This window comes from Streptomyces sp. NBC_00572 (genome assembly GCF_026341815.1).
Taxonomy (GTDB): Bacteria; Actinomycetota; Actinomycetes; order Streptomycetales; family Streptomycetaceae; genus Streptomyces.
On the sequence record NZ_JAPENX010000003.1, the window covers coordinates 246,296 to 273,270 of the forward strand.

The window sequence follows — 26,975 nt, forward strand, 5'->3', positions numbered from 1 at the left end:
CTAAAAGCTTCAGGACAGGGAGTCCGCATGCCCGAACGGATCGCGTTCACGATCGAGACCCCGGCGGGCCCCCGCACGGCCTCCCTCACGTACGAACGCCGCGGCTCCGGTGAACCGCTGCTCCTCCTGCACGGCATCGGGCACCACTGGCAGGCCTGGGAGCCCGTCCTCGACATCCTGGCCGGCGAGCGGGACGTGATCGCCGTCGACCTGCCCGGCTTCGGCGCATCGGACAAGCTGCCCGACGGCTGCCCCTACGACCTGTCCACCGTCGGGAGCGTGCTCGGCGCCTTCTGCGAGGCCATCGGGATCGAGCGCCCGCACGTGGCGGGGAACTCGCTCGGCGGGCTGCTCGCCCTGCAGCTCGGCAGGGAGAAGCTGGTGCGCTCGGTCACCGCCCTCTCCCCCGCCGGCTTCTGGTCGGAGGGCGAACGGCGGTACGCCTTCGTGACGCTGCGGGCCATGCGGGGCGCGGCGAGGTCGCTGCCCGTACCGGTGATCGAGCGCCTCTCCCGTACGTCCGCCGGGCGCGCGGTGCTCACCAGCACCATCTACGCACGCCCGGGGCGCCGTTCACCCTCGGCCGTCCACGCCGAGACGCTCGCGCTGCGCGGGGCCACCGGCTTCCGGCAGACCCTGGCCGCCGGCGGGAGCGTGCGCTTCCGCGACGACCTCCCCGCCGTGCCCGTCACCGTGGCCTGGGGCACCCGCGACCGGCTGCTCCTGCCCCGGCAGGGCATCCGCGCCAAGCACACCATTCCCGCCGCGCGGCTCGTCCGGCTGCCCGGCTGCGGTCATGTGCCCATGAGCGACGACCCGGCTCTCGTCGCGCGGGTGATCCTGGACGGCAGCAGCCTCTGACGCCTCCCCGGGCCGTCGCGCGAACAGGCCGGTGCCCACCGCGGCACCGGCCCCCACGAGCAGGCTGCCGACCGCCTGCGGGAGGCCGAAGGCGGCACCCGCGACCAGGGCGGCACTCAGCGCGGCGGCGACCGGGATCGCGCCGGTGAAGAGGGTGGCCCGCTCCATGCCGACCCGCTGGACGCCCATGTAGAACAGGACGAATCCGACCACCGTGGCCATGGCCGCCTGCCAGACCAGGGCGCCCGCTTCCACCGCCGTCGGCATCCGGACGAGACCCGCCCCGTCCACCACCAGGCCCACGAGCGTCGCCTCCGCCGCGCCGACCCCGCACACGGCGGCCGTCAGCAGCTTCGGCCCGAGCAACCGGAGCACCGGCACGGCGAGCACGGTGAACCCCACCTCGCCCGCGAGCGCGGCCACCGACCAGCCGATCCCCGCCCAGTCCGTACGCCCCCAGCCCTGCACGGTGAAGGCACCCGCGGCGACGAGCAGCGCCCCGTACAGCACGGCGGGGGCGGGCCTGCGGCCCTCGGTCAGCGGGACCAGGACGGCGACGACGACCGGGGCACAGCCGACCAGGACGCCGGGTACGGCGGGCTCGGCGGTCCGCTCGGCGGCGAGGATCGCCAGGTTGAAGCCGACCATGCCGACCCCCGCGAGGGCGGCGAGCCGCAGCCAGTGACGGACGGTCAGGGTCCGCAGCGGGGCGAGCCCGGCACGGCCGAGCAAGGGCAGGAGAAGCAGGCAGGCGGCCCCGTAACGCAGGGCCTGGCCGCCCGCGTACGGATACGCGCCGAGCAGGCTGTTCGCGGTGAAGGAGGCGCCGACGAGGGCGTAGGCGAGGGTCACGAGGAGGGCCCCTCGCAGGGCGTTCGCGTTCATGCCTCCGACGCTAGGAAGCCGCGCGGCCCCGGTTAAGGTCCACTTCTGTCACGCCATCGGGGACCACTTCTCGGTCACGCCGTCGGGAGCCAGCCGTCGGAGGGCGGCGTCTCCGTCACGCCGTCGGGAGCCAGCCGTCGGAGGGCCGCGTCTCCGTCACGCCGTCAGGAGCACGCCGTCGGAGGGCCGCTGCTCGGTCAGGCCGCCGGAAACCGCTTCGGACCGGTTCGTGAGCGGAAGGTGCGGCGGTAGGTGTCCGGGGGCACGCCGACGGTGCGGTTGAAGTGCCGGCGCAGGGTTGTGGCAGTGCCCATGCCGGTGGCCGTCGCGATGCCCTCGACGCTCTCGTCGGTGGCCTCCAGCAACTCCTGCGCGTGGCGGATCCGCTGGGTCAGCAGCCACTGCAGCGGGGTCGTACCGGTCACCGACCGGAAGTGCCGGCCCAGGTTGCGCGAGCTCATCCGCGCCTGGCGGGCCAGGTCCTCCACGGTCAGCGGCTGGTCGAGGCGCTCCATCACCCAGGGGAGCAGGTCGCCGAGCGGGTGGTCGTCCCGTTCGGGCACCGGGGTGGTGACGAACTGGGCCTGGCCACCCGCGCGGTGCGGCGGTACGACCAGGCTGCGGGCGATGGTGTTGGCGACCGCCGAACCGTGGTCGAGGCGGACGAGGTGCAGGCACAGGTCCATCGCGGCGGCCTTGCCCGCGGAGGTGAGCACCTGGCCGTCGTCCACGTAGAGCACGTCCGGGTCGACCTCCACCAGGGGGTGGCGGGCGGCGAGTTCCTCCGTGTGGGCCCAGTGCGTGGTCGCGCGCCTGCCGTCGAGGAGGCCGGCGGCGGCCAGCACGAACGCTCCGGTGCAGAGCGAGGCCACGCGCGCGCCTGCCTCGTGGGCGGCGCGCACCGCCTCGACGAGATCCGCGGGCGGGGGCTCGTCGGCATCGGCGAGGGCGGGGACGATCACCGTGTCGGCGCGCGCCAGCCGGTCGAAGCCGCCGTCGGGCTCCACCCGGAACCGGCCGATCCGCACGGCCTCCGGTCCGCAGAGGGCGACCTCGTACCAGGGCTCGGTGACACCGGCGGGGGCGGGACCGAAGACCTCGTACGCAACGGACAGCTCGAAGTGCCGCATTCCCTCGGTGACGGCCAGCGCGACAGTACTCACGTCCGTAATTGTACGCATGATGTCGTTCCAGACACTCGTGTGCGCGACGCGTGCGGGCCAGGATTGCCACAACAGATCAGCGAAAACGGTTCGAGAGCAGGGGAAATTCATGGAATCGGGTCTCACTGTCGCGGTGTTCGGCGCCTACGGACACACCGGGCGGTTCGTGGTGGCGGAGCTCCTCTCCCGCGGGTTCGTCCCGGTGGCCTCCGGTCGCGACGCGGAGAAGCTCCGGGCTCTCGCGGCATCCCGTCCGGGGCTCGACGTCCGCCCCGCGTCGATCGACGACCCCGCGTCGCTCGACCGCGCGCTGGCCGGTGCCGCGGCCGTGATCAACTGCGCCGGACCCTTCGCCGCGACCGGCGCCCCGGTGATCGAGGCGGCGCTGCGCGCCGGGATCCCGTACGTGGACGTGGCCGCCGAGATCGAGGCCAACGTCGACACGTTCGCCCGGTTCGAGGACCGTGCCCGGGCCGCGGGCACGGTGATCGTCCCCGCGATGGCCTTCTACGGCGGCCTCGGCGACCTGCTGGCCACCACGGCCATGGGCGACTGGACGACGGCCGACGAAGCGCACGTCGCGTACGGGCTGAGCAGCTGGCACCCCACCGCCGGGACCCTCGCCGCGGGCAAGGTGTCCCGCGAGCGGCGGAACGGCCGGCACGTCCGCTTCACCCAGGGGCAGCTGGAGTACCACGACGACGAGTTCGCGATCCTGGACTGGCCCTTCCCCGCCCCGATGGGCACCCGGCCCGTCATCGGCGAGTTCACGATGGCCGACGTCGTCACCATCCCGAGCCATCTGAAGGTGCCCGAGGTCCGCACGTACATGGCGGTCGACGCTGCCCAGGACCTGTCCGCGCCGGACGCGTCGGCACCGGCCGCGGTCGACGAGCACGGCCGGTCCGCGCAGACCTTCCTCGTGGACGTCGTCGTGCGCTCCGGCGGCGCGGAACGACGGGCCGTCGCCGTGGGGCAGGACATCTACGCCGTCACCGCGCCGCTCGCGGTGGAAGCGGTCGGACGGATCCTCAGCGGCCGGACCCGTACGACCGGCGTCGCCTCGGCCGGGGAGCTCTTCGACGCACCCGACTTCCTGCGCGCGCTGTCCCCGCACATCTCCGTCGAACTGCACCGGTGACGGACGCCCGGCCGGCTCGGCTCACTCCGAAGGGGCCGGCGAGGGGAGCCCGCGGGCCCCTTCGGTCCTGGCCCCGGTGAGCTTCGCCCCGGTCAGGCGCGCGCCTCGGAGGTCCGCGCCGGTGAGGTTCGCGCCCGTCAGATTCGCGCCGGTCAGGTTCGCGTCGCGCAGGTCCGCCTCCGTCAGATCGGCTCCGGTCAGGTCCGCGTCCGTCAGGTTCGCGCTCTTCTCGATGACTCCGGAGACGATCTTGGCCTGCAGGGACGCGTCGGCCGCGCTGAACTTGGCGCCACGAAGTCGGGTCTTCACCAGTGACGCGCCGGTCAGGTCGGCATCGACCAGGATCGCCCCCGTCAGGTTCGATCCGCCGAGATTCGCCTCGGTGAGGTCCGCGTCCCACAGCACGGCGCGGGACAGGTCGGACGGCTTGACGTACAAGGGTGCGCCCGTGTCCGTCCCCAGGAACGTGCCCCGCAGGATCGCGCCGCCGAGATCCGCTTCGGTCAGGTCCGACCCGAGGATGTTGGCCTCGGTCAGGTCGGCCGAGCTCAGATCGGCCTCGCGGAGATCGGTCCGCAGGAGCTGCGCCTGCCTGAGGTTGGCCTCGTTGCAGAAGGCACCCCGCAGGTCCGCTCCGAACACGTTGGCGTGACGCAGGTCCGCACGTTCGAGGTTCACGTACGCGAAGGGGGCTCGTGTCCGGGGGAACGCGCCGCTCTCGGGAATCCTCGCGATGTCCCCGGAGGCCCAGGCGGTCAGGACCAGACCCCGGAGGTCCACCTGGTTCCAGTCGACCTGCGCGTCTCGGTCGTGGCGAGGGGCGCGGCGTGCCAGCACGTCCACCACAGCCGCCACGTCCGTGGCCGGATGACGGAGGACGGGTGACTCCTCGCTCTCCCCCGCCCGCTGCGGCTCTTTCGCGAACCCGGTCGCCGGAACGCTCGCGTGGCGTCGTACGTACGCCGAGAGGACCAGGACGATCCTGGGCTGGTCGCGCGGAGAGTCCTGCATGATGCGCTCCAGGGCGTAGATCCCGCCGAAGCGCACGTCCAGGGACGGGGAGCCGAGATTGGTGATCGCGTCGTTGAACCGGCTCGTGAGCTGGCCCTGTTCGGCGACCCGGACCTCCCGCCAGGTGAAGAGCAGGGCGACTATCGCGGCAAGACCGGGCAGGACTGCCACCAGGAGGACGGGCCACTGCGAGCGGCCCCGGGCGGGCGCGCCAGGAGTACCCGTGACGCGGCGACGGCGCCTCCGCCGGGCCTCGCGCCGGTACGCGATCCGAGCAAGCCATCCGCCGCGCGTGCGTCCCCTCACCGGTCCATGGCAGTCGACGGACCCCGAGACGGGCCGACGCCACACCGTCGAGGCACCCGATCGACGTAGAGGACGCGTCACGGGCCTCGGCATCATGGGCCTCGGCCCGGACAGGCCGGGGAAGCACGACAGCGGACAGCGGACAGCGAGATGGGGCCACACGGAATGAGCAGCCACGGACAGGCGGCCTGGGAGCTGCTCCTGCCGGCCGTCGGAGCCCCGGCGCGGCGGCGGGGCCGGGTCCTCCAGGAGGCGCTGCGCGAGGCGGTGCGCTCGGGCCGGCTCGCGGCCGGAACGCGGCTGCCGTCGACGCGCGCGCTCGCGACCGACCTGGGTGTGTCCCGGGGCCTGGTGACGGAGGCGTACGAGCAGCTGACCGCCGAGGGGTACCTGCGCAGCGACCGGGGCGCGGGCACCTGGGTGGGTGACGCGGCGAGGGGGCGCCTCACCGGCCGGAACGGGGCGGCGGTGGGGAGCACCGGGTCGGCGGGCCCCGGCCGGACCGGGGCGGCGGAGGGGAGCGGCGGGCCGCGCCCGCTCGGGGGTACGCACGCGCGTGGAGCGCGAGGGGCCTCCTTGGGCGCGTACCCGCATCGTGCCCACGGCCCCGCCCCGGGGGCGCCCGGTGTCCTGGTGGACTTCCATCCGGGGACCCCCGACCTGTCGCTCTTCCCGCGGGCCGCCTGGTCGGCGGCGCAGCGCGCCGTCCTGGCCCGGCTGGCCCACCCGGCGCTCGGCTACCCGGACCCGCGCGGGCTGCCCGAGCTGCGGGAGGCGCTGGCCGGGATGCTGACCCGGCGGCGGGGCGTGGTGGCCGATCCGGAGCGGCTCGTGGTCTGTTCGGGTGTGGCGCAGGCATCGACGCTGCTCGGTTTCGTCCTGCGGGCGCGGGGTCTTGACGCGGTCGGCATCGAGGATCCCGGCAGCCCGGAGCACGGGCGGCTGTTCGCCTCGACCGGTCTGGACACGGTGTGGCTGCCCCTGGACGAGGAGGGGCTGTGCCCGGCGCCGCTCGCGGCCTCCGGGGTACGGGCGGTGGTCGTGACGCCTTCGCACCAGTTCCCGTCCGGGATCAGCTGGTCGGCCGAGCGCCGTGCCGCGCTGCTCGACTGGGCGCGGGCGGTGGACGGGTACGTCCTGGAGGACGACTACGACGGCGACTTCCGGTACGACCGGGCTCCGGTCGGCGCGCTCCAGGGGCTCGACCCGGAGCGGGTCGTCTACGCGGGCTCGGTCAGCAAGTCGCTCGCCCCGGGGCTCCGGCTCGGCTGGATGCTCGTCCCCGAGGCACTGCTCGGCGAGGTCGTCGAGCGCAAGCGGACGATGGACCTCGGCAATCCCGTACTCGACCAGGCGGTGCTCGCGGAGTTCGTGACGCGGGGCGGGTACGACCGGCAGCTGCGCCGCTGCCAACGCGCCTACCGGGAGCGGCGGGACGCCCTGCTCGCCGCGCTCGCGGAGCACCTGCCGGGGACCGGGGTGAGCGGCATCGCGGCCGGGCTGCACGTCATCGCGCGCGTACCGGCGCGTTACGGTCCGCCGGAGCGGTTCCTGGCGCGGGCGGCGGAGGCCGGGGTGGCGCTGCGGCCGCTTGAGGACTACGGAACGGCGCGGCCCGGGGACGGGGACGTGCGGCTCGTCATCGGGTACGCGCATCTGACGCCGTCCGCCGTGACGACCGGGGTTCGGCTGGTGGCGGAGGCGGCCGGCCGGGAGTGATCCGTTCGAGCGATCGGTCCGGATGATCCGTCCCGGTGATCGGTCCCGGTGGTCTGCTCAAGCGATCGGTCCCGGTGATCTGTTCACGCGGGGTTCGTGTGGACGCCGCCCCCGGCCGTTAGGCATGGGGCGACGCACCGCCCCCGCCCGGACGCCCCTCGGAGGCCCTTCCATGTCCCAGTCCGTACCCGGTAGTTCCCCCTCCCCGGCCCGACGCAGCGTGCTGCGCGGTTCGCTGGCCGCCTCGGCGGCGCTCACCCTCGGCGGTGCCGGTCTCGCGGCCCCGGCGTTCGCCCTGTCGGGCCGCCCCCGCGCCGAGTGGGGTGTGCAGACGGGTGACGTCACCACGTCCTCCGGTCTGGTGTGGGTGCGCTCGGACCGGCCGGCACGCATGCTCGTGGAGACCTCGGCGAGCGAGTCGTTCCGGCGGGTACGCCGCCACCACGGGCCGCTGATCGGCGCGGGCACGGACTTCACCGGGACCACCTCCCTGCGCGGGCTGCCGGCCGGCGAGCAGATCCACTACCGGGTCACCCTCGCGGACCCGGACGATCCGCGCCGGACCGGCGAGCGGATCGTCGGCACCTTCCGTACCGCCCCCGACCGGCGTCGTGACGGCGTCCGGTTCCTCTGGTCGGGTGACATCGCCGGGCAGGGCTGGGGCATCAACCCGGACATCGGCGGCTTCCGCGCGTACGAGGAGATGCGCCGCCTCGACCCGGACTTCTTCCTGTGCAGCGGGGACTCGATCTATGCCGACGGGGTCATCCAGCCGAGCGTGACGCTGCCCGACGGACGGGTCTGGCGGAACGTCACGACGCCGGAGAAGTCGAAGGTCGCGGAGACCCTCGACGAGTACCGGGGCAACTTCCGCTACAACCTCCTCGACCACAACGTCCGGGCGTTCAACGCGCAGGTGCCGTCGGTGGTGCAGTGGGACGACCACGAGGTGCGCAACAACTGGTACCCGGGCCAGATCCTGGACGACGCGCGCTACACGGAGAAGGACGTGGACGTCCTCGCCTCGCGCGCGCTGCGCGCCTTCGGCGAGTACACGCCGGTGTCCACCCTCCACGCGCGCGGTGGCGGTCGCGAACGCCGGATGCACCGCGTGGTGCGGTACGGGCCGCTGCTCGACGTGTTCGTGCTCGACATGCGCTCGTACCGGAACGCCAACTCCCCCGGCCGCCAGGCCGACGACACCACCGGCATCCTCGGCGCCGAGCAACTGGCCTGGCTGAAGCGGGAGCTGGCCGGTTCCACCGCGGTGTGGAAGGTGCTCGCGGCGGACATGCCGCTCGGCCTGGTCGTACCGGACGGCGCGGCGAACATCGAGGCGATCGCGCAGGGCGATCCCGGCGCGCCGCTGGGCCGTGAGCTCCAGATCGCGGAGCTGCTGCGGTTCGTCAAGCACCGGCGGATCACCGGCACGCTGTGGCTGACGGCGGACGTGCACTACACCTCGGCCCAGCACTACGCGCCGGAGCGGGCGGCCTTCCAGGACTTCGCACCGTTCTGGGAGTTCGTGTCCGGGCCGCTGGCCGCGGGCGGCTTCCCGGCGAACGCGCTCGACGCGACCTTCGGCCCGGAGCGGGTGTTCGTCCGGGCGCCGGAGCGGGCAAACCTGTCGCCGATGGAGAGCCCGCAGTACTTCGGGGAGGTCGACATCGACGGCCACAGCGGGGAACTGACGGTCCGTCTGCGAGCCGAGGGCGGGACGGTGCTGTTCAGCAAGGTGCTGCGGCCGGGTCGCGTCGGACAGTAACGCCTGATCGGAAGCGGTGCGGGAGCCGGGTCCCGGCGGTCGTGAAGGCCGGACGGGCCCCGGCTCCCCAGTGATTGTCAGTGCCGGGTCCTAACGTCGTTTCCATGACGCGATCCGTACAGGCACTCGCCTATGTCCGCCCTTCCGCGCTGGAGTCGACCGGCTCCGGCCGGCTGCTCGGGCTGGAGACGGCGGGGGGTCTCACGCCCCGGGGGGTCGAGGCCCATCCCCGCTTCTTCGCCGGCTTCCTGGCCTCGCCGCAGGTCGCGGCCCGCGGTCTGCTCGCGGTCGCCGACGTGGCCGCGGCCCGCTACCACCAGCGGATACGGCCGGGGTCGCTCGACCCGGTGGTGACGGGGAACGGGGACCGGCTGCGTTTCGAGTCGTTCTCCGGCTGCGGCGGGGTGTACGCGCGCCTGGACGTCCTCGACGAGGGCCTCGGCGGTACGGAGACGGGGCACGGAACGACCAACGTCGACGTCAACAACCCGCTGCGCGAGGCACTGTCGCGCATGACGGGGGACGATCCGCTGCATCTCCGGGTGGGTCCTGAGGAGATGGCGGTGACCACGCTCGCGGGAGCGGTCGTGGAGAAGAAGGTCCCGCTGCCGGACCGCTGGCTGCGGGGCTTCGCCGAGGCGCAGGTCGCCTCGGCCCGGTTCGATCTGCGGGCCGAGCTGAGCGGGGCGGAGGCCGTGCGTTTCCTCCGGTCCCTGCCGCGCAACCAGGCCCGTGGACGCGGGCCGATGTGGATCACGCAGTCCGGCCGGACCCTGCGGCCGACGACCCGGCCGGGCGCGGGCGCGGTGTGCCTGCCGGGACCCGACCGGCTCGTCGCCCTGGAGAGGGTGCTGCGGCACGCGACGGGGCTCCGGGTGTACGGGCCGGTGCCGGACGGCACCCTGGCCACGGCGAGCGCCTGGGAGGTGGTCCTGCCGGGCATGCGGCTCACGCTGACGCTGTCGCCGGACCTCGCGCGGGGCTTCTCCGGCGAGGGCGGGGTCCTGGAGGCCCTGGCGACGGAGGAGGCCGCGCAGGACGCCGAGCTGATCGCGGTCCTCCTCGCCTGGGAGCCGCGGATCGATCCGGCCGATCTCGCGGCGCAGGCCGGGCTCACGATCGGCCGGGTGCGGGCGGCGCTGACCCGGCTCGGCACGGCCGGGCGGGTGGGGTACGACGTGGCGGACGCGGCCTACTTCCACCGGGAGCTGCCGTACGACGCGGACCGCGCCGAGCGGCACAACCCGCGCCTGGTGAGCGCCCGCCGACTGGTGGCGGAGGGGGCGGTGGCCCTCGAAGGCGAACCGGCGACGGTGGCCTCGGGCGAACGGCGGTACCGGGTGCGGGAGTCGGACGGGGTGCTGAGCTGCACCTGCCAGTGGTGGGCCGACTACCGGGGCAGGCGCGGCCCGTGCAAGCACGCGCTCGCGGTGCGGATGGTCCGAAGGGGCGGGACGGTCGCCGAACCGGCGGGGCAGACCGCTCCGGGCACGGGAGCGGAAACGGCGGCGGGAGGGGCCCGATGAGCGGGCACGGTCGCGAGGAACGGGAAGCGGAACACAATCGCGGGGGGACGGAGAACACCATGGGGATCGAGAACCTGGTCGAGGCGGTGCGCGGAGGAAAGGTCTCCGAAGTTCCCGCGCTGGTGAAGCCGCTGGACGCGGCCGAGCGGAGGACGGCCCTCGCGCGGCTCAAGGAGCTGCGCACCGAGATGCGCCGGAGCGGCGTGCCCCGGGTCCAGCACGCGCTGTATGTCGCGGGGGCCGGCTGTCATCCGGGGGCGGCAGCCGCGGCGACCTGGCTCGGCGGTCGCGATCTGTTGCCCTGGCGCTCGGAGGGCAGCGCCCTGGTGCTCGACGTGGTCGCCGACCGCACTCCGGAGTGGATGGCGGACGTGGCGGTCCGGCTCGCCGCGCGCCCCTCGGTGGCGGAGCACAGCTACAAGGTGATCCGGGGACTGGTCGAGCGGTCCGGCTGCGCGGTGCCCGCGACGGACGGCTACGTCCTCGCCTGGGCCTGGGAGCTCGGCGTCGCCCGTCGGTACGGGCGGAAGGCCGAGGGACCCGCGCTCCTGCAGCGTCTGCGGCAGGACCCGCAGACGCCGGCCCTGCTGGTCCACGCCCTGTCGATGCCGCAGACGCCCGAAAAGCTCACCTGGGCGGTCGAAGACGACTCCCCGGAGCACTGGCCCACGGCGGTGGTGGCGCTCGTCGGGGAGAAGGTGCTCGACCGCACCGAGGTCGTGGACGCCGCCGTCTCCCGGCTACTGCGGGGCGGCCGACTCCATGACCTGCGGTTCCCGCTGGAGGTACTGCGGCTGGTGGAACCGGCCGCGGAGGAGTTCCGGGAGCGGGTCCCCGACTTCGTCGGCATGGCGGCGGACGCGCCGTCGCCGGTCGCGGGGTACGCGCAGGAGGTTCTGGGCGGGCTCGCGGCGGACGGTGCGCTGTCGACGGCCGAGCTGGCCGAGATGACGGGTGCGGTCCTGTTCCGTACCGAGAAGAAGCTGGTGCGGGCCCAGTTGACGATGGTCGGGAAGGTCCTGGCGCGGGAGCCGGGCTCGGCGGGCGAGCTGCTGCCCGTCCTGGCGGAGGTCTTCGGGCACGAGGACACCGACCTCCAGGAACGGGCGCTGAAGCTGGTGGCCCGCCATCTGTCCGACGTGGACGGCTCCGTACGACGTGAGCTGGTCGAGCAGGCCCGTGAGTTGAGCCCGGTGCACCGGCGGACGGCCGAGGAGCTGTTCGGTGAGCCGCTCGGTGCCGGGGGCGGAATTCCGTACGAGGAGATCCTGCCGCCCGTCCCCGAGCCCCGGCGGGCCGAGGCTCCGGTGTCGACGATCGAGGCGCTGGTGGAGGAGATGCTGGCGAAGGGGGTGTCCGACGACCCGGTGCGGTTCGAGCGGGCGCTCGACGGTCTGGTGCGGCACGCGCACCGGGACCGGGCGGGGCTGACGCGGGCGATACGGGAGGCGTTCAGGATCGACGACTGGCAGCAGCCCCATCACTTCACGCACCACAGCCATGGGCTCCACGCGGTGCTCGCCGCGCTGCTCGGCCTCCTCGACCGGTCGTGGGTCGAGGCCAGGGCCGTGCGGGGACCGGAGGCGACGGCCTGTCCGCACGAGGCGTTGACGGGGATCACTGACGCGCGGCTGTGGGAGGCCGGCTCGCTGATCGGCACGGACGCGTTGCCCTACCTGCTCGCCACGCCGACCCTGAGCACCGGCGGCATCGAGCCGCTGGTGCTCGTGGAGCGGCTGCGGGGCTACCGCGAGGCGGACATCGAGCCCGCACCGGTGGACCTGGCCCAGGCCCTGCTGCGGGTGCTGCGGACCGACCCGGACGCCGCACGTGCGGCCGAGGACGCGGCGACCCTCGACACCGCGGCCGGGCGGCGGCTCGCCGTGTGGCTGCGGACGGCGGAGCCCGTGGCTGCGAGCGTGCGGTTCCTGAGGCGGGAGGAGGACCGGACGCTTGAACAGTGGTCGCTGCGCAACCGTGTGGTGGTCGAGATCGCCGACCGCGCAGTGGTGCGGGAGGAGTTCCCGCCCGCCTTCCGGTGGCTGGGCGGTGCTCTGGAGGCGACGCCCCGCCGTTGCTACCACTGGGTCGACGGCGATGAGCACTGGGCCGCGGTGCTGCCGGCGGATCGCGAGGTCCTCGCAGCCTGTGTCCTGCCGTCGCTCGCGCGCGCCGTCGACGGGAACCGGGAGGGGACCGAGTCGCTGACGGGCATGGCCGAGGCGGAGGGACGGGACGGCCGGGCCGTCTCCCTCGCCCTCGCCCTCGGTCTGGGCAACGGGGACGCGGACGACCGGCTGCGCGCGATCGACGCGCTGCTCGTCCTCGCGTCCCGGGGCGACCTGGACGGGGTGCGGCTCGGCACGGAGCTGGCGTGGCTCGTCGCGGAGGGCTCGGTGAAGCCGAACCGGCTGGCGGACGCCCTCCGGACGACGGCTGCCACGGGAGCGTATGCCACGGTCTGGACGGTGCTCGGGGCTGCGCTGCCGGAGCTGCTCGGCGCGGAGAAGCCGGTCCGCGGCCTGGGCGAGGTGCTCGCGGTCGCGGCGGACTGTGCGGAGCGGTGCGGGGCCGGCGGCGAGGTGCCGGGGCTCGACACGGTGGCCTCGACGCGGGGTACCTCTCAGTTCCTCGTGCAGGCGAGGCGGTTGCTTGGCGCACTCCGTCAAGGGGCCGATCAGGCTCTGACAGAAACGGCCTGAATCGTTCTTTAAGCCGCTAGATGGGCGCTTAACCCGTCAGTCACAAAGCGTTCGTGATCACGCAACACCACTGGGTCACAGTGAGGTCATGACCGATGTGACGTCTTCGAAGAGCGCCCGCCGTCCGCACCACTGGCGGCACGACCTGATCGAGCTCGCCGCCCTGTTCACCGCGGTGGTGGTGGCCGACACGATCGCCAAGAGCATCGTCAAGGGGCCGGACGGCCCCTACCTCCTGGTGTTCTCGGCGATCGCGCTGGTCGCCACCGCTGCCTTCCACACCTGGTGGGCACGGAGGCCCAGTCATGCGAGCCATGCTCCGCCCGCCGGTGACACCGGCGGGCCCTCCACCCTGACCGTCCCGGCGAAGGCCGAGGAGGAGCACGGAGAGACGGAGCCCGATGTGCCCGTCGAGACCGCGCTCTGGCGGATGCGGACCACCGTCGCGGACACGCCGGGCAGCCTCGCCGCGCTGTGCACCGTCCTCGCCCGCCTGGGCGTGGACATCCTCACCCTCCAGACGCACCCGCTCGCCGACGGCACGGTCGACGAGTTCCTGCTGCGCGCCCCCGCCGATCTCTCCGCCCACGCCCTCTCCCGTGAGACGGCGGCGGCCGGCGGCCGCGACACGTGGACCGAGCGGGCCGACGCCCACGACCTGGTGGACACTCCCACCCGCGTCCTCGGCCTGGCCACCCGTACGGCGCTCGACGCGGCCGAACTGCCGCTCGCGCTGCGCCAGCTCCTCGGCCGCTGCACCCTGCACTCCGTGCCCGCCGTCTCGCTCACCGGCCGCCCCACCGGCGAACACGCCCCGGTCGAAGGCGTCCTGGAGGAGACCGTGATGCGACTGCGCGACCCCAACGGGGGCACGCTCATCGTGGAGCGGCCCTACCTCCCCTTCACCCCCACCGAGTTCGCCCGGGCCCGCGCCCTCGTCGAGCTCGACGCGCGGCTCGGCCCGCGCGTCCCGCGCAGCCAGGACGTGCTGACCCTCCCCGAGGGCAACGAGATCACCGTCCGCCGCGCCGACCAGCGCGACCTCGCCGCCGCGCGCGCCATGCACGACCGCTGCTCGCCCCGCACCCTCGGTCTGCGCTACCACGGCCCGGTCGGCGACGCGGACCGCTACCTCGACCATCTGCTCAGCCCCCGCTTCGGGCGCACCCTGGCCGTGCAGACGACCTCCGGCCGTCTCGTCGCCCTCGGACATCTGCTCTGGGACGGCGACGAGACGGAGGTCGCACTGATGGTGGAGGACGACTGGCAGCGGCGCGGCATCGGCTCCGAGCTCCTCGGCCGGCTCGTGGCGATGGCGGAGGAGGCCGGCTGCGCCAGCGTGTACGCCGTGACGCAGTCGTCCAACACCGGGATGGTGGCCGCGATGCGGGCGCTCAACCTGCCCCTCGACTACCAGATCGAGGAGGGCACCCTGGTGATCACAGCCCGACTGGCCGCGGCACCGCGACCGGCCGCCCGGCCGCAGCAGGAGCAGCGGCACGAAGGGATCCGGCGGGCGGAACGCTGAGCGCCTGGGTCAGATCGCGCCAAAGGTCCTCGACGTCCTCGAGACCGACCGACATCCGCAGCAGGCGGTCGCTGACGCCCGCCGAGCGCCGGTCGCCCTCGGCCACGATGCGGTGGCTGATGGAGGCCGGGTGCTGGATGAGGGTGTCGACGCTGCCGAGGCTCACGGCGGGAGTGATCAGACGGACGCCGGCGATGACGTCGTGCGGGTCGCCGTAGACCTCGAAGGCGATCATCGCGCCGCCGATCCGCGGGTAGTGGACCCGCGCGATCCGGGGATCGGTGGCGAGCCGCCGTACGAGCTCCGCCGCCGTGCCGGACGCCGCCCGGACCCGTACCGGCAGGGTGGACAGACCACGCAGCAGCAGATAGCCGGCGAGCGGGTGCAGCACTCCGCCGGTGGCGAAGCGGACCTGACGGAGGGTGCGGGCGAACTCCTCGTCGCAGGCGACGATGCCGCCCATGACGTCACCGTGGCCGCCGAGGTACTTGGTGGCGCTGTGCAGCACGATGCGGGCGCCCTGCTCGATCGGGCGCTGGAGCACGGGCGTGGCGAAGGTGTTGTCGACCAGGAGCGGCACGGATCCGCAGGAGTGGGCGAGGGCGCGGATGTCCGCCTCGGCCAGGGTCGGGTTGGCGGGCGACTCCACCATGACCAGGCCGGTGTCGGGCCGTATCGCGTCCGCGACGCCCGCCGGGTCGGTCCAGGTCACCTCGGTGCCGAGCAGTCCGGCGTCCAGGAGGTGGTCGCTGCAGCCGTACAGCGGTCGGACCGCGACCACGTGGCGCAGACCCTGGCTCGCCCGGGCGAGGAGGACGGCGGTGAGGGCCGCCATGCCGCTGGCGAAGGCGACGCCCGCCTCGGCGCCCTCGAGGCGGGCGAGGGCCTCCTCGAAGCGGGCGACGGTGGGGTTGTCGAGCCGGGCGTAGACCGGCGGTCCGTCGAGCCGGGCACCCGTGGTGGCGAACTCGTCGATCCGGGCGGCCTCGGCCCGGGCGTCGTACGAGGGGTAGGTGGTGGACAGGTCGAGCGGCGGGGCGTGCAGTCCGAGCGAGGCGAGGTCTTCGCGGCCGGCGTGCACGGCTTCGGTGGCGAGGGCTCTCGGGGTGACCGAGGAGCCGTAGTCCATGGCGTCCATGGCGGCACTGTGAACGGATACCGGGAAGTAGCGGGAAATCGCCGTGCTACGTTCGCCAGATGGCCGATTCTGTCGTACTGGACGCGGTCGATCTGCACATTCTTCGCCTCCTGCAGAACGACGCCCGGACCACCTACCGCGAACTCGCCGCCGAGGTCGGAGTGGCACCGTCCACCTGCCTCGACCGGGTGGCGCGGCTGCGCCGCACAGGCGTGATCCTCGGACACCAGCTACGACTGGATCCGGCCAAACTCGGCCGAGGGCTTGAAGCGCTCCTTCTCGTCCAGGTCCGGCCGCACCGGCGGGAACTGATCGGTCCGTTCGTCGACCGGATCCGGGCCCTGCCGGAGTCCCGGGCGCTGTTCCATCTGACGGGACCCGACGACTACCTGGTGCACGTGGCTGTAGCGGACCCCGCCGACCTGCAACGACTCGTTCTCGACGAGTTCACGTCGCGCCGTGAGGTGGCCCGGGTCGAGACGCGGCTGATCTTCCAGGAGTGGGAGTGCGGCCCGCTTCTGCCGCCCGTTTCGAGCCCCTCCAAGTCAGCCGACTGACCCTCGACGAGGGTGACGCGGGCCTGCCGGACGCGCCAGGATGACCCCCATGCCAGAGACTTCCAGCAGCGCGCTGCCCCGCCAGGTCGCCGACGAACACGTCGACGCACTCATCGCCCTCGACCCGATCACCGGTACGTACCTGGGAGTCAAGGAGAGCGCCGGACTGCTGCCCGACTTCTCGCCGGCCGGCCAGCGGGCCGTGGCCGACCTCGCCCGCCGTACGCTCGCCCGGCTCGACGAGGCGGAGCGCGCCCCGGGCGCGGACAGCGAGGCCGAGCAGCGCTGCGCCCGTCTGCTGCGGGAGCGCCTGACGGCGGAGCTCGCCGTGCACGAGGCCGAGGAGGGGCTGTGCGCGGTCAGCAACATGCGCTCGCCCGCGCACAGCGTCCGCATCGTGTTCACCGTGATGCCGACGGAGACCGAGGAGGACTGGGCGGCGGTCGCCGCCCGGCTGCGGGCGGTCCCGGCCGCCCTGGAGGGCTACCGGTCCGCGCTCGCGCTCGGTCTTGAGCGGAAGCTGTTCGGCGGGCCGCGCCCCACGGCCACCTTCGTCGAACAGCTCACGGAGTGGGCGGGCGCGGAGAGCGGAGGGCCGGGCTGGTTCGAGGAGTTCGCCGCCGCGGGCCCGGCCACCCTCCCCGAGGACCTGCGCGTCGGGCTCGCCGAGGCGGGCCGGGCCGCCACCGAGGCCGTCGTGGCGCTGCGGGACTGGATGCGGGACGTGTACGCCCCCGCCGTCGCGGACGCCCCGAACACGGTGGGCCGTGAGCGCTACCAGCGCTGGACCCGCTTCTTCAACGGCACCGACCTGGACCTCGACCAGGCGTACGCGTACGGCTGGACCGAGTACCACCGATTGCTCGGTGAGATGCGGACCGAGGCCGAGCGGATCCTGCCGGGCTCCGACCCCTGGGAGGCGCTGGCCCACCTCGACGAGCACGGCACGCACATCGAGGGGGTGGAGGAGGTCCGGGTCTGGCTCCAGGAACTCATGGACGAGGCCATCGAGGTACTCGACGGCACCCACTTCGAACTCGCCGACCGGGTACGGCGGGTGGAGTCCCGGATCGCCCCGCCGGGCGGCGCCGCCGCGCCGTACTACACCGGCCCGTCCGAGGACTTCTCGCGCCCCGGCCGCACCTGGCTCCCGGTGGACGGCACGACCCGTTTCCCGGTCTACGACCTGGTGTCGACCTGGTACCACGAGGGCGTTCCCGGCCACCACCTGCAGATCGCGCAGTGGGTGCACGTCGCCGACCGTCTCTCCCGCTACCAGGCGACCATCGGCAAGGTCAGCGCCAACTCCGAGGGCTGGGCGCTCTACGCGGAGCGGCTGATGGACGAACTCGGCTTCCTGCCGGACGCGGAGCGGCGCCTCGGCTACCTCGACGGGCAGATGATGCGCGCCTGCCGGGTGATCGTGGACATCGGCATGCACCTGGGCCTTGAGATCCCGGCGGACTCGCCGTTCCACCCGGGCGAGCGGTGGACCCCCGAGCTCGCGCAGGAGTTCTTCCAGCGGCACAGCAGCCGTCCGCCGTCCTTCGTGGAGAGCGAGATGACCCGCTATCTGTCGATGCCGGGCCAGGCCATCGGCTACAAACTGGGCGAGCGGGCCTGGCTGCTCGGCCGCGCCAACGCGCGGGCGGCGCACGGCGACGCGTTCGACGCGAAGGCCTGGCACATGGCCGCCCTCTCGCAGGGTCCGCTGGGCCTCGACGACCTGGTCGACGAGCTCTCGCGCCTCTGAGGGCAGCAGGGATGAGATTCCCCGGCCGACCGCTTGATCGGCCGGGGAATCCCCTGCTATCTGTGGCCGTATGACCACCGAGTACACCGCCGACGCCACCGACTGGCGCATTCTCCAGGCCCTCCAGTCCGAGGGCCGCGCCAGTTTCGCCGAGCTCGCCCGCACCGTGTCGATGTCACCGTCCGCGGTGACCGAGCGGGTGCGGCGCCTGGAGGAGGCCGGGGTGATCACGGGGTACGCGGCGATCGTCGACCAGGACCGGCTCGGGCTGCCGATCCTGGCCTTCGTACGGCTCCGCTATCCGCACGGCAATTACAAGCCGTTCCACGATCTGCTCGACACCACGCCGGAGGTCCTGGAGGCGCACCACGTCACCGGCGACGACTGTTTCGTCCTCAAGGTCGCCGCGCGGTCGATGAAGCACCTGGAGGCGATCTCCGGGAAGATCGCCACGCTCGGCTCGGTGACGACGAGCGTCGTCTACTCCTCGCCGCTCCCCCGGCGTTCGCTCAGCCGCTGAGGGCGAAACCGCCCGCGTCCGAGCCGCTGGGGGTCACGCCGCACGGGCCTCAGCCGCTGAGCGCGTCCGCGCCGGTGCGCAGCCGTACCGCCGAGCCCTGCCGCGCCTTGACGACCTCCAGCTGGGCCGGGATCCGGCGGCGCAGATCGCCGACGTGACTGACGATGCCGACGCTGCGGTCGCGCTCGCGCAGCGAGTCGAGGACGTCGAGGACCTCGTCGAGCGTCTGCTCGTCGAGGCTGCCGAAGCCCTCGTCGATGAAGAGCGTGTCGAGCCGTACGCCCCCCGCCTCGTCCGTGACGACGTCGGCGAGGCCGAGGGCGAGCGCGAGGGAGGCGAAGAAGGTCTCGCCGCCGGAGAGCGTGGCGGTGTCGCGCTCGTTGCCGGTCCAGGCATCGACGACGTGCAGGCCGAGGCCGGCCCGCTTGCCTCCGGAGCGCGCGTCGGAGTGGACGAGGGTGTAGCGGCCGGAGGACATCCGCTGGAGACGCGCGGTCGCGGCGGCCGCGACCTGTTCGAGGCGGGCGGCCAGGACGTACGACTCCAGGCGCATCCGGCGCTCGTTCTCCGCGGAGGTGCCGGCGGTGAGGGCGGCGAGGCGGGCCACCCGGTCGTACTCCTCGCGGAGCGGACCCAGGCGGCGGGCCTCGGTGAGGGCCTGCCGGGAGAGTCCGGCGAGGCCGGTCGCGCGTTCGCGGGCGGCGGCCAGGACGGCGTCGGCCTCGCGGAGCGCGCGGTCGGCCGCCGCGTGGTCGGCCCCGATCGCCGCGGGGTCGGCGGGCGGAAGGGTGGCGGCGGCCGCGGTGCCGGGCTCGGCGAGCCGATCCGCGACGGCGGCGGCCTCGGCCTGCCAGGCGTCCACGCGGTGCTGGTGGTCCCGGCGCTCGCCCTCGCGCAGGAGTGCGGCGGCGGCCTCGGCGGGGGTGGTGAAGCCCGCGCGGTAGGCCGCGTCGGCGAGCCGGTCGTCGGCCTCCTTGAGGTGCTGGGCTGCGAGCTCTGCGGTGCGTACGGCGCCGGTGGCGTCGACCAGGAGGCCGATCCGCCGTTCGAGGAGGGTGGCGTGTTCGGCCACGGTGGCGAACGCGCCGCGTCCCCGGGTCAGTTCCTCGTCGAGGGCGTACTGTTCGCGGTCGAGGGCCTCGCGCCGCGAGGTCCGCGCGGCGACCCGCCGCTCGGCCTCCCGCTGCGCGCCGACCCGCTTCTCGTGCTCCCGCTCGGCCCGCGCGAGCGTCTCCCGCGCGCCGTGGGCCTGTCCGGCGAGCGCGTGCGCCTCAGCATGGAGGCGGGTCAACTCCTCGACTTCGAGAGCGAGTTCGTCGGCGGTCGGCTCGGGCGAACCGGCCGGGGCGCCCGCCTGGACCTCGGCACGGGCCGTGGACCAGGACTCGTGGGTGACGGCCAGGTCGCGTTCGGCGGCCGTACGGGTCTCCTCGGCGCGGGTGTAGGAGGCGTAGGCGGCGTCCTCGGTGGCCCGGTCGACATGGTCGGCGCCGGTGCGGGCGGGGGCCGGGTGGGCGGTCGAGCCGCAGACCTGGCAGGGGTCGCCCGGGGCGAGGGTGACCGCGAGTTCGGCGGCGATGCCTTCCAGGCGCCGTGACTTGACGTCCAGCCAGCTCTCGTGGGTGATGTTGCGTCGCTCCCGTGCGTCCGCGAGGCGCGCCTCGGCCGCCCGGGTGTCCTCGGCGAGGGCGTCCCGGCGGCGCGCCGCGTCGAACCGGCGGCGGGCGGGATCGAGGCGGCCCGCGAGGTGCTCCGCGCGGGCGGCGGCGTCCCGGGCGGCCTCGACGTGCTCGGTGAGCGCCGTCCGGCGCGGTTCCCAGCCGACGAGCCAGTCGGCGGCGTCCCGGAGGACGTCGTCGTCGGCGCGCGCCTCGCGCACGAGGACGGCGCGTTCCCCGGCGATCGCGGCGGCGCGGCGCTCGGCGCGACGTGCCGCCTCCAGGCCTCCGAGTTCCTCGCGCAGCCGGTGTTCGAGGGCCGAGAGCTGCTCCGCCCCGGCGTCGGCGAGGTCCGGGGGCAGCTGGGCGCGGGCGCGTTCGCGGGCGGCGTGCGCGGTGGAACGCTCGCGCTCGGCGTCCTGGCGCAGTCCCAGCGCGGGGGCCACCCGGTCCGCCTTCAGACTGCGGTCGAGGGCGGCCTGGAGCCGGTCCTTCTCCGGTGCGTGGGCGGTGAGCCGCTCCTGGCGGAGGAGCGCGTCGGCGTGCCGGGCCTGGCGGGCGGCCAGGTCGTTCTCGGCGTCGAGCGCGGCGCGCGCCGCGCCCTGCCGGGCCTCGGCGGCTTCGAGCCGTACGCGCGCGATGTCGAGGGCCTCGCGGGCCTCCGTACGGGCGACGGCGGCCCAGGTGAGGACCGTGTCGGCGAGACCGGGGTCGCCGGGCCGTCCCTCGACGGAGGTACGGGCGACGGCGAGGCCCCCGGCGGCCTGGCCCATGCGGTGGGCGAGGGCGAGGAGCCGCTCGTCGCCGTCCTCGACCTGCTGCTGCGCGGTCCGCCGCAGGTCGGCGAGGCGCTCTTCGACGGCGGCGAAGCGGCGGGTGTCGAAGAGGCGGCCGAGGAGCTTGCCGCGGGCCTCGGCGTCGGCACGGAGGAAGCGGGCGAAGTCGCCCTGCGGGAGGAGGACGACCTGGCAGAACTGCTCGCGGCTCATGCCGACGAGTTGGGTGATCTCCTCCCCCACCTCCTGGTGGGAGCGGCTCAGGCCGTTCCACGCGCGCGTGGCGGGGTCGTACTCACGCAGCCAGGTCTGGGCCTTCTCGGTGGTGAAGCCACCGCCGCGCTTCTTGGGCCGCTGCTGGGCCGGGCGCCGGGTGATCTCCAGGCGCCGGTCCCCCACGGTGAGTTCGAGGACGACCTCGGTGGACGTGCCGACAGGGGCGTGGTCGCTCCGCAGGGAGCCGCCCGGGGTCTGGCGGACGCCGGGCACGCTCCCGTACAGGGCGAAGCAGACCGCGTCGAGGACGGAGGTCTTGCCGGCGCCGGTCGGCCCGTGGAGAAGGAAGAGCCCGGCGGAGGAGAGGGCGTCGAAGTCGACGGTCTGCGTGTCGCCGAAGGGGCCGAACGCGGTGATCTCCAGTCGGTGCAGCCTCACCGGCCCACCTCGCGCTGGGCAGTGTCGACCCGTACATCGTCGAAGGCGCCGTACAGGATCGTCCGCTCGGCCCCGTCGAGGGCCGTGCCGGCGCGCACATGGGCCACGAAGTCCTCCGCGATCTGCTGGTCGGTGCGGTCGCGGAGCCGCTGGGCGTAGGAGGCGCCGGGGTCGTCCCCGGTGCGCTCGGGGTCGAAGACCAGGTTCAGGGTGTGCGGGAAGCGTTCGGTGAGCCGGGCCATGGGCTCGGCGGGGCGGACGGGGTCGGTGAGCGTGGCCTCGACCCAGGACTGCTCGTGGGGCGTGAGCGCGGGGTCGGCGAGGAGGTCGTCGAGCCGCCCCCGGATCCGGCCGAGGGGGCGCGGGACGGGGCAGTCGAGCCGTTCGGCGCCGGTGATCGCCCCGTCGGGGCCGGTCGGGCCCAGATCGACGAGCCACATCGTCTTGCGGTGGTCGGCCTCGGAGAAGGAGTAGGCGAGGGGGGAGCCGGAGTAACGCACCCGCGGGGTGAGGGTCTGGCTGCCGTGCAGGTGCCCGAGGGCCACGTAGTCGACGCCGTCGAAGATCCCGGTGGGGACGGCGGCGACGCCGCCGATGGTGATGTCCCGCTCGCTGTCGCTGGGCGCGCCGCCGGCGACGAAGGCATGGGCGAGGACCACGGAACGGGTTCCGGCGGGGCGGCCCGCGAGGTCGGCGCGGACCCGGCCCATCGCGGCAGCGAGCACGGCTTCGTGCCCGGCCTTCTCGGCGCCGAGCTGTTCCCGGACGAGGGCCGGTTCGAGGTAGGGCAGGCCGTACAGGGCGATGTCGCCGTGGGCGTCGGTGAGGACGACGGGGGTGCCGATTCCGGCCGGGTCGGTACGCAGATGGATACCGGCGCGCTCCATGAGTCCGGCGCCGACGCCGAGGCGTCGGGCCGAGTCGTGGTTGCCGGAGATCATGATCGTGGGCACCCCGGCCTCGGCGAGGCGGTGCAGGGCGGTGTCGAACAGCTCGACGGCGGGGAGCGGGGGCACGGCCCGGTCGTAGACGTCACCGGCGACGAGGACGGCGTCCACCCGGTGCGCGTGGACGGTCGCGACGAGGTGGTCGAGGAAGGCGGCCTGGGCTTCGAGGAGGCCGACGCGGTGGAAGGACCGGCCCAGGTGCCAGTCCGAGGTGTGCAGGAGCCTCACGATGCCGTCCCACCCCGCATGTGCGCCGCTCCTCGCCGCTGGTTCCCGTACGTGTGCGCCCACCACGCTATCCCGCCGGGGGGTGTGGTCGGGGCCGTACGGGACGGGAGCCGGGGCGGTGGGGAAGGGAAGCCCGGCCGTCCGCGCTTCGCCGTCAGAGGGCGCCGATCAGGCCTCGACCGTCACAGGTCAGGCGTCACAGTTCAGGCGTCACACCTCAGGCGTCCCCGTACGCCTCGCCGCCGAGTTCGAACGAGGCCGTGCCCGCCGTGGCGTCCGCGAGCCAGGCGCGGAAGGCGGGGACGTCCGAGTCCGGGAGGCCGATCTCGATCGTGACGGCGTCGGTGTACCGCACGTCACGGACGGCGCGCCCGGTCGCCCGCAGGTCGTTCTCCAGCTTGCCGGCCCGCTGGTGGTCGACGGTGACGGTGGCCAGCCGGAAGCGCTGCCGGGTCACCGTGCCCAGCGCGTCGAGGGCCTCGCCGACCACCCCGCCGTACGCGCGGATGAGGCCGCCCGCGCCGAGCTTCACACCGCCGTAGTAGCGGGTCACGACGGCGGCGACGTACCGCATCTCGCGGCGCAGGAGCATCTGCAGCATCGGGACGCCCGCCGTGCCGCCGGGCTCGCCGTCGTCACTCGCCTTCTGGACGGATGCGTCGGCTCCGATGACGTAGGCGAAACAGTTGTGGCTCGCGGTCGGGTGCTCCTTGCGGATGCGCGCGACGAACTCCTGCGCCTCCCGCTCGTCGGCGACGGGTGCGAGCGCGCAGAGGAAGCGCGAGCGGTTGATCTCGGTCTCGTGCACACCTTCGTGGGCCGGCGTGCGGTACTGCTCCTGCATCCGCCCAGCCTACGTTCCGTGGGCCCCCTGCCACTCCGGCGGCCGACGACACCCCCTAGGTCCCCTCGGCCTCGCGCTCCCCGGCGGCGGGTTCGGGCGGGGTGGCGAGCCCGGCGTACGGCAGGGCGCGCAGGGCCAGGGCCCAGCCGAGGCGGGCCTCGCCCGACTCGCTGGAGCGGCCGGTGAGCTCGGAGATGCGGCCGATGCGGTTGAGGACGGTGTTGCGGTGGCAGTAGAGCTGGTCGGCTGCCCGGGAGGCCGAGCAGCCATGGTCGAGCCAGGCGCGGAGGGTGGTGAGGAGCGCGGCGCGTTCACCGCCGGTGGCGAGGACAGGGCCGAGGTGGACGGTCACGATCCGCTCGGCGATGTCGGTGCGCCCGCTGAGCAGCACCTGGGCGAGCCGGTCGTCGAAGACGCCGACCTCGCCGCTGCCGGCGGGGAGGGTACGGAGGGTCTGCTCGGCGAGCCGCAGGGCGCGCCCCGCCTGGGAGAGGCGCTCGAACTCCGGCGAGACCCCGGCGGTGGCCCCGGTCCGCTCGCGCAGCGCCGCGAGCAGCGCACGCGTGGCGGGGTCGGCTCCGCCGCCGGGACGCGCCGAGGGAGTCCGCCCGGCGGGCGCGTCGCGGCGGGGCAGCCGGACGATGCCGGCGTACCGGCCGGAGCGGGGCCGCCAGTACGACCACATGCCCTGGGCCTCCAGGACCGGCGAGGGGTGCGGCGGAGCGGCGGGATCCTGGGCGGCGACCACGACCACGTAGCGGTCGACCGGAGGGACGCCGAGCGCGGCTGCGGCGGCCGAGGCGACGGCGGGGTCGTCGGCGCGGCCGTCGAGCAGCGCCTCGAAGAGGGCGACGCGCCGGGTGTCCTGGCGGCTCTGGAGTTCCAGCTGGGCGATCCGGTACGCGTCGGCCATCGCGACCGAGAAGCGGTCGATGGTCTCCCAGACGCCGCTCGCCATGTCGAGCTCGATGTCCCGGCTGTCGGACTCGCGCCCGGCCCGGACCCGGAGGTACTCGGCCATGACCTGCCAGAGGACCCGGCCGCCGCGCCGGTAGGCCTGGAGCACGGTTTCCAGGGGCACCCCCTGTTCGGCGCGGCGGCGGCCGGTCTCGCGGGCCGCCCACTCGAAGTCGCCGCCGGTCGGGGCGAGGCCGCCGAAGTCCTCCAGGGCACGCAGCAGGTTGTCGCGGCAGATCTCCCAGAGGTCCTCACGCGTGACGGGCGCGCCGGACGCGTACGTACCGGAGTGGGCACGGATGTCGTCGACGGCACGGTCGGTGAGCCGGTCGACGTCGGCGAGCATCGTCGTGGCCAGGGCGCGGCGCAGCGCGCCGGAGCCGCCGGTGCCGCTCAGCGGAGTGTGGACTCCGCCGGAACCGCCGGTGGAACCCAGCGGGGTGCGGGACCCGCCGGAGCCGGTCAGCGGGGTGCGGAGCCCACTGGAGCCGCCGGAGCCGCTGGATCCGGCCAGCGGAGCGCGGGGCCCGCCGGAGCCGCCCGCGCGGCCCTGGGAGGTGCGGCTTCCGCCGGAGCGCGCCCCCGGGGGCTCGCCGGGTGCGGCCGAGCTGTGCGTCATGGCTCGCACCGTAGCTCCGTCATTTGGCGAATGCCACGGGTCGGGCGCGACGGCGGGGCCGCTGCCCAGCTCGCCGGCCCACATGGTGGGCACCTGCACATGGCGTCCGGGCGAGGTCGCGGCGGATTCTGGGCCGTGTCACCGATCGTCAACAGAGCTGTTGACTCCGCGTACCTGGAGCGTGCCATGTCACTGAGCGTCGCCGGCGTCCTCGGCGAGTCCGCCCGCCACTTCCCCGACCGGATCGCGATCGTGGAGGGCGGGGCCCGGCTCACCTACGGGGAGCTGTGGACGGAGGCGCTCCGCTGCGCCGCCGGGCTGCGCGAGGCCGGGGTGAAGCCGGGCGACCGGCTCGCCGTGCTGCTGCCGAACACCATCGAGTTCCTCCGGGTGTACTACGGGGCGCTCGCGGCCGGCGCGACGGTCGTCCCGGTGCACGCCCTGCTCGTCGCCGACGAGGTGCGGTACGTCCTGGAGCACAGCGGCGCGGTGGGCATCGTGAGCGGCGGTCCGCTGTGGGCGGTCGCCGACGAGGCGGCGCGCGCGGCCGGGGTGCGCGCCTTCCACGGGGCGCCCGCGGCGGCGGAGCCGCTGGCCGCCGCCGAGCCGGCCGAGCCCTCGGACACGGCGGTGATCCTCTACACGAGCGGGACGACGGGCCGCCCGAAGGGGGCCCTGCTCACCCATCTCAACATCGTCATGAACGCGTCGGTGACCTCGCAGGACCTGCTCGGTCTCGGCGCGGGTGACGTGGTCCTCGGCTGTCTGCCGCTCTTCCACAGCTACGGCCAGACCTGCGCGATGAACGGGACGCTCCGGCAGGGCGCGACCCTCGTGCTGATGCCCCGGTTCAGCGGTCCGACCGCCCTGCGGGTGCTCGCCGACGAGGGCGTGACGGTCTTCATGGGCGTACCGACGATGTACCACGCCCTGGTGGAGGCGGCGGCCGGGTCCGACGTACGGCCGGAGGCCCTGCGGGCCGCCGTGTCGGGCGGGGCGGCGCTGCCGGTCGCCGTCCTGGAGCGCTTCGAGGAGACCTTTCGTACGCAGGTCCTGGAGGGGTACGGCCTGACGGAGACCTCACCGGTCGCGACCTTCAACCAGCCGCACATCGGCCGCCGGCCCGGCACCGTCGGGCACCCGGTCTGGGGTGTCGAGGTGGGCATCGCGGACGCGGCCGCGGACGCCGGGATCCTGCTGCTCGCGGACGGGGAGACCGGGGAGGTCGTGGTGCGCGGGCACAACGTCTTCGCCGGTTACCTCGACGATCCGGAGGCGACGGCGGCGGCGGTCGTCGACGGCTGGTTCCGCACGGGTGACCTGGGCGTACGGGACGAGGACGGTTTCCTGCGGATCGTGGACCGGAAGAAGGACCTGGTCATCCGGGGCGGCTTCAACATCTACCCGCGCGAGGTCGAGGAGGTGCTCGTGCGCCACCCCTCGGTCTCGGAGGTCGCGGTGATCGGGATCCCCGACGAGGCGAAGGGCGAGGAGGTGTGCGCGGTCGTCGTACGCCGGAAGGGCGCGGCGGCGCTCGCCGAGGAGGAGCTGGTCGACTGGTCGCGCGAGCGCCTCGGCCGCCACAAGTACCCCCGGATCGTGCGGTTCGTCGAGGAGCTGCCGCTCGGCCCGACGGGCAAGGTCCTGAAGCGCGCGCTCGTGGCGCAGTCACAGGCATGGACGCGGCCACGGCCATAGCTGTAGCCGTAGACCTGCA

The 26,975-nt window shown here is 74.2% G+C and carries 18 protein-coding genes and 1 pseudogene; 11 read left to right on the top strand and 8 right to left on the bottom strand.

From position 1 onward, the window contains the following. The first annotated feature begins 27 nt into the window (after positions 1-27). Positions 28-861: an alpha/beta fold hydrolase gene (locus OG514_RS37825; protein ID WP_266902769.1), complete on the top strand. Its 834-nt coding sequence runs from the start codon at positions 28-30 to the stop codon at positions 859-861. A 480-nt stretch (positions 862-1,341) separates the two neighbouring features. On the opposite strand, the pseudogene OG514_RS39435 reads toward OG514_RS37825, so the two are convergent. Both OG514_RS39435 and OG514_RS37835 read right to left on the bottom strand, forming a co-directional pair. Continuing rightward, positions 1,342-1,746 (bottom strand): annotated as a pseudogene (locus OG514_RS39435) (EamA family transporter); the annotation flags it as partial. 197 nt (positions 1,747-1,943) lie between these two features. After that, positions 1,944-2,909 (bottom strand): helix-turn-helix domain-containing protein, encoded by a 966-nt coding sequence (locus tag OG514_RS37835; RefSeq protein ID WP_266902771.1) that lies wholly within the window; start codon positions 2,907-2,909, stop codon positions 1,944-1,946. A gap of 109 nt (positions 2,910-3,018) precedes the next feature. Between OG514_RS37835 and OG514_RS37840 the strand changes: the two genes are divergently transcribed. Continuing rightward, on the top strand, positions 3,019-4,050 hold the full coding sequence (locus tag OG514_RS37840) for a trans-acting enoyl reductase family protein (RefSeq protein WP_266902773.1): 1,032 nt from the start codon (positions 3,019-3,021) through the stop codon (positions 4,048-4,050). A 21-nt stretch (positions 4,051-4,071) separates the two neighbouring features. Here OG514_RS37840 and OG514_RS37845 read toward each other — a convergent pair whose 3' ends face one another. After that, positions 4,072-5,232, bottom strand: a complete 1,161-nt coding sequence (locus OG514_RS37845; protein ID WP_266902775.1) for a pentapeptide repeat-containing protein — start codon at positions 5,230-5,232, stop codon at positions 4,072-4,074. 300 nt (positions 5,233-5,532) lie between these two features. On the opposite strand from OG514_RS37845, the gene OG514_RS37850 reads away from it, so the two are divergent. From OG514_RS37850 to OG514_RS37870, 5 genes are all read left to right on the top strand, one after another. Beyond that, the gene (locus OG514_RS37850; protein ID WP_266902777.1) at positions 5,533-7,086 is read left to right on the top strand and encodes a PLP-dependent aminotransferase family protein; all 1,554 of its coding nucleotides are present in this window, start codon (positions 5,533-5,535) and stop codon (positions 7,084-7,086) included. A 172-nt stretch (positions 7,087-7,258) separates the two neighbouring features. Further along, a complete protein-coding gene (locus OG514_RS37855; protein WP_266902779.1) occupies positions 7,259-8,851 on the top strand; it encodes an alkaline phosphatase in 1,593 nt (530 codons plus the stop codon). 104 nt (positions 8,852-8,955) lie between these two features. Further along, positions 8,956-10,377, top strand: a complete 1,422-nt coding sequence (locus OG514_RS37860) for an SWIM zinc finger family protein (protein ID WP_266902781.1) — start codon at positions 8,956-8,958, stop codon at positions 10,375-10,377. Positions 10,378-10,436: 59 nt separating this feature from the next. After that, positions 10,437-13,079, top strand: a complete 2,643-nt coding sequence (locus OG514_RS37865) for a DUF6493 family protein (protein ID WP_266902783.1) — start codon at positions 10,437-10,439, stop codon at positions 13,077-13,079. An 88-nt stretch (positions 13,080-13,167) separates the two neighbouring features. Then, positions 13,168-14,607, top strand: a complete 1,440-nt coding sequence (locus tag OG514_RS37870; protein WP_266902785.1) for a GNAT family N-acetyltransferase — start codon at positions 13,168-13,170, stop codon at positions 14,605-14,607. Here the strand turns inward: OG514_RS37870 and OG514_RS37875 are convergent. After that, on the bottom strand, positions 14,519-15,745 hold the full coding sequence (locus OG514_RS37875; RefSeq protein WP_266902787.1) for a PLP-dependent aspartate aminotransferase family protein: 1,227 nt from the start codon (positions 15,743-15,745) through the stop codon (positions 14,519-14,521). The two genes, OG514_RS37870 and OG514_RS37875, sit on opposite strands and share 89 nt — an antisense overlap. A 59-nt stretch (positions 15,746-15,804) precedes the next feature. On the opposite strand from OG514_RS37875, the gene OG514_RS37880 reads away from it, so the two are divergent. The 3 genes from OG514_RS37880 to OG514_RS37890 all read left to right on the top strand — a co-directional run bounded on the left by OG514_RS37880 (position 15,805) and on the right by OG514_RS37890 (position 18,575). Next, positions 15,805-16,302 carry an Lrp/AsnC family transcriptional regulator gene (locus tag OG514_RS37880; protein ID WP_266902789.1) on the top strand — a complete coding sequence of 166 codons (498 nt, stop codon included), beginning with the start codon at positions 15,805-15,807 and terminating at the stop codon, positions 16,300-16,302. Between the two features lie 49 nt (positions 16,303-16,351). After that, the gene (locus OG514_RS37885) at positions 16,352-18,055 is read left to right on the top strand and encodes a DUF885 domain-containing protein (RefSeq protein ID WP_266902791.1); all 1,704 of its coding nucleotides are present in this window, start codon (positions 16,352-16,354) and stop codon (positions 18,053-18,055) included. Between the two features lie 70 nt (positions 18,056-18,125). Continuing rightward, positions 18,126-18,575: an Lrp/AsnC family transcriptional regulator gene (locus tag OG514_RS37890; RefSeq protein ID WP_266902793.1), complete on the top strand. Its 450-nt coding sequence runs from the start codon at positions 18,126-18,128 to the stop codon at positions 18,573-18,575. Positions 18,576-18,624: 49 nt separating this feature from the next. On the opposite strand, the gene OG514_RS37895 is transcribed toward OG514_RS37890, so the two are convergent. The 4 genes from OG514_RS37895 to OG514_RS37910 form a co-directional block, all read right to left on the bottom strand. Next, complete coding sequence (locus OG514_RS37895) at positions 18,625-21,663, bottom strand: SMC family ATPase (protein WP_266902795.1); 3,039 nt, start codon at positions 21,661-21,663, stop codon at positions 18,625-18,627. Then, entirely contained in the window at positions 21,660-22,838 is a 1,179-nt protein-coding gene (locus tag OG514_RS37900) for an exonuclease SbcCD subunit D (RefSeq protein ID WP_266902797.1), read from the bottom strand. Before OG514_RS37900 ends, OG514_RS37895 begins: the two co-directional genes overlap by 4 nt. 217 nt (positions 22,839-23,055) lie before the next feature. Beyond that, a complete protein-coding gene (locus tag OG514_RS37905; protein WP_266902799.1) occupies positions 23,056-23,682 on the bottom strand; it encodes a YigZ family protein in 627 nt (208 codons plus the stop codon). A gap of 55 nt (positions 23,683-23,737) precedes the next feature. Further along, positions 23,738-25,258 carry a CdaR family transcriptional regulator gene (locus OG514_RS37910; protein WP_266902801.1) on the bottom strand — a complete coding sequence of 507 codons (1,521 nt, stop codon included), beginning with the start codon at positions 25,256-25,258 and terminating at the stop codon, positions 23,738-23,740. Between the two features lie 186 nt (positions 25,259-25,444). On the opposite strand from OG514_RS37910, the gene OG514_RS37915 reads away from it, so the two are divergent. Continuing rightward, the gene (locus OG514_RS37915; protein WP_266902803.1) at positions 25,445-26,956 is read left to right on the top strand and encodes a long-chain fatty acid--CoA ligase; all 1,512 of its coding nucleotides are present in this window, start codon (positions 25,445-25,447) and stop codon (positions 26,954-26,956) included. Positions 26,957-26,975 lie beyond the last annotated feature (19 nt).

Coding starts and splice junctions, on each gene's coding strand:
- OG514_RS37825 (WP_266902769.1), top strand. CDS start 28: ATGCCCGAACGGATCGCGTTCACGATCGAGACCCCGGCGGGCCCCCGC.
- OG514_RS37840 (WP_266902773.1), top strand. CDS start 3,019: ATGGAATCGGGTCTCACTGTCGCGGTGTTCGGCGCCTACGGACACACC.
- OG514_RS37850 (WP_266902777.1), top strand. CDS start 5,533: ATGAGCAGCCACGGACAGGCGGCCTGGGAGCTGCTCCTGCCGGCCGTC.
- OG514_RS37855 (WP_266902779.1), top strand. CDS start 7,259: ATGTCCCAGTCCGTACCCGGTAGTTCCCCCTCCCCGGCCCGACGCAGC.
- OG514_RS37860 (WP_266902781.1), top strand. CDS start 8,956: ATGACGCGATCCGTACAGGCACTCGCCTATGTCCGCCCTTCCGCGCTG.
- OG514_RS37865 (WP_266902783.1), top strand. CDS start 10,437: ATGGGGATCGAGAACCTGGTCGAGGCGGTGCGCGGAGGAAAGGTCTCC.
- OG514_RS37870 (WP_266902785.1), top strand. CDS start 13,168: ATGACCGATGTGACGTCTTCGAAGAGCGCCCGCCGTCCGCACCACTGG.
- OG514_RS37875 (WP_266902787.1), bottom strand. CDS start 15,745: ATGGACGCCATGGACTACGGCTCCTCGGTCACCCCGAGAGCCCTCGCC.
- OG514_RS37880 (WP_266902789.1), top strand. CDS start 15,805: ATGGCCGATTCTGTCGTACTGGACGCGGTCGATCTGCACATTCTTCGC.
- OG514_RS37885 (WP_266902791.1), top strand. CDS start 16,352: ATGCCAGAGACTTCCAGCAGCGCGCTGCCCCGCCAGGTCGCCGACGAA.
- OG514_RS37890 (WP_266902793.1), top strand. CDS start 18,126: ATGACCACCGAGTACACCGCCGACGCCACCGACTGGCGCATTCTCCAG.
- OG514_RS37905 (WP_266902799.1), bottom strand. CDS start 23,682: ATGCAGGAGCAGTACCGCACGCCGGCCCACGAAGGTGTGCACGAGACC.
- OG514_RS37910 (WP_266902801.1), bottom strand. CDS start 25,258: ATGACGCACAGCTCGGCCGCACCCGGCGAGCCCCCGGGGGCGCGCTCC.
- OG514_RS37915 (WP_266902803.1), top strand. CDS start 25,445: ATGTCACTGAGCGTCGCCGGCGTCCTCGGCGAGTCCGCCCGCCACTTC.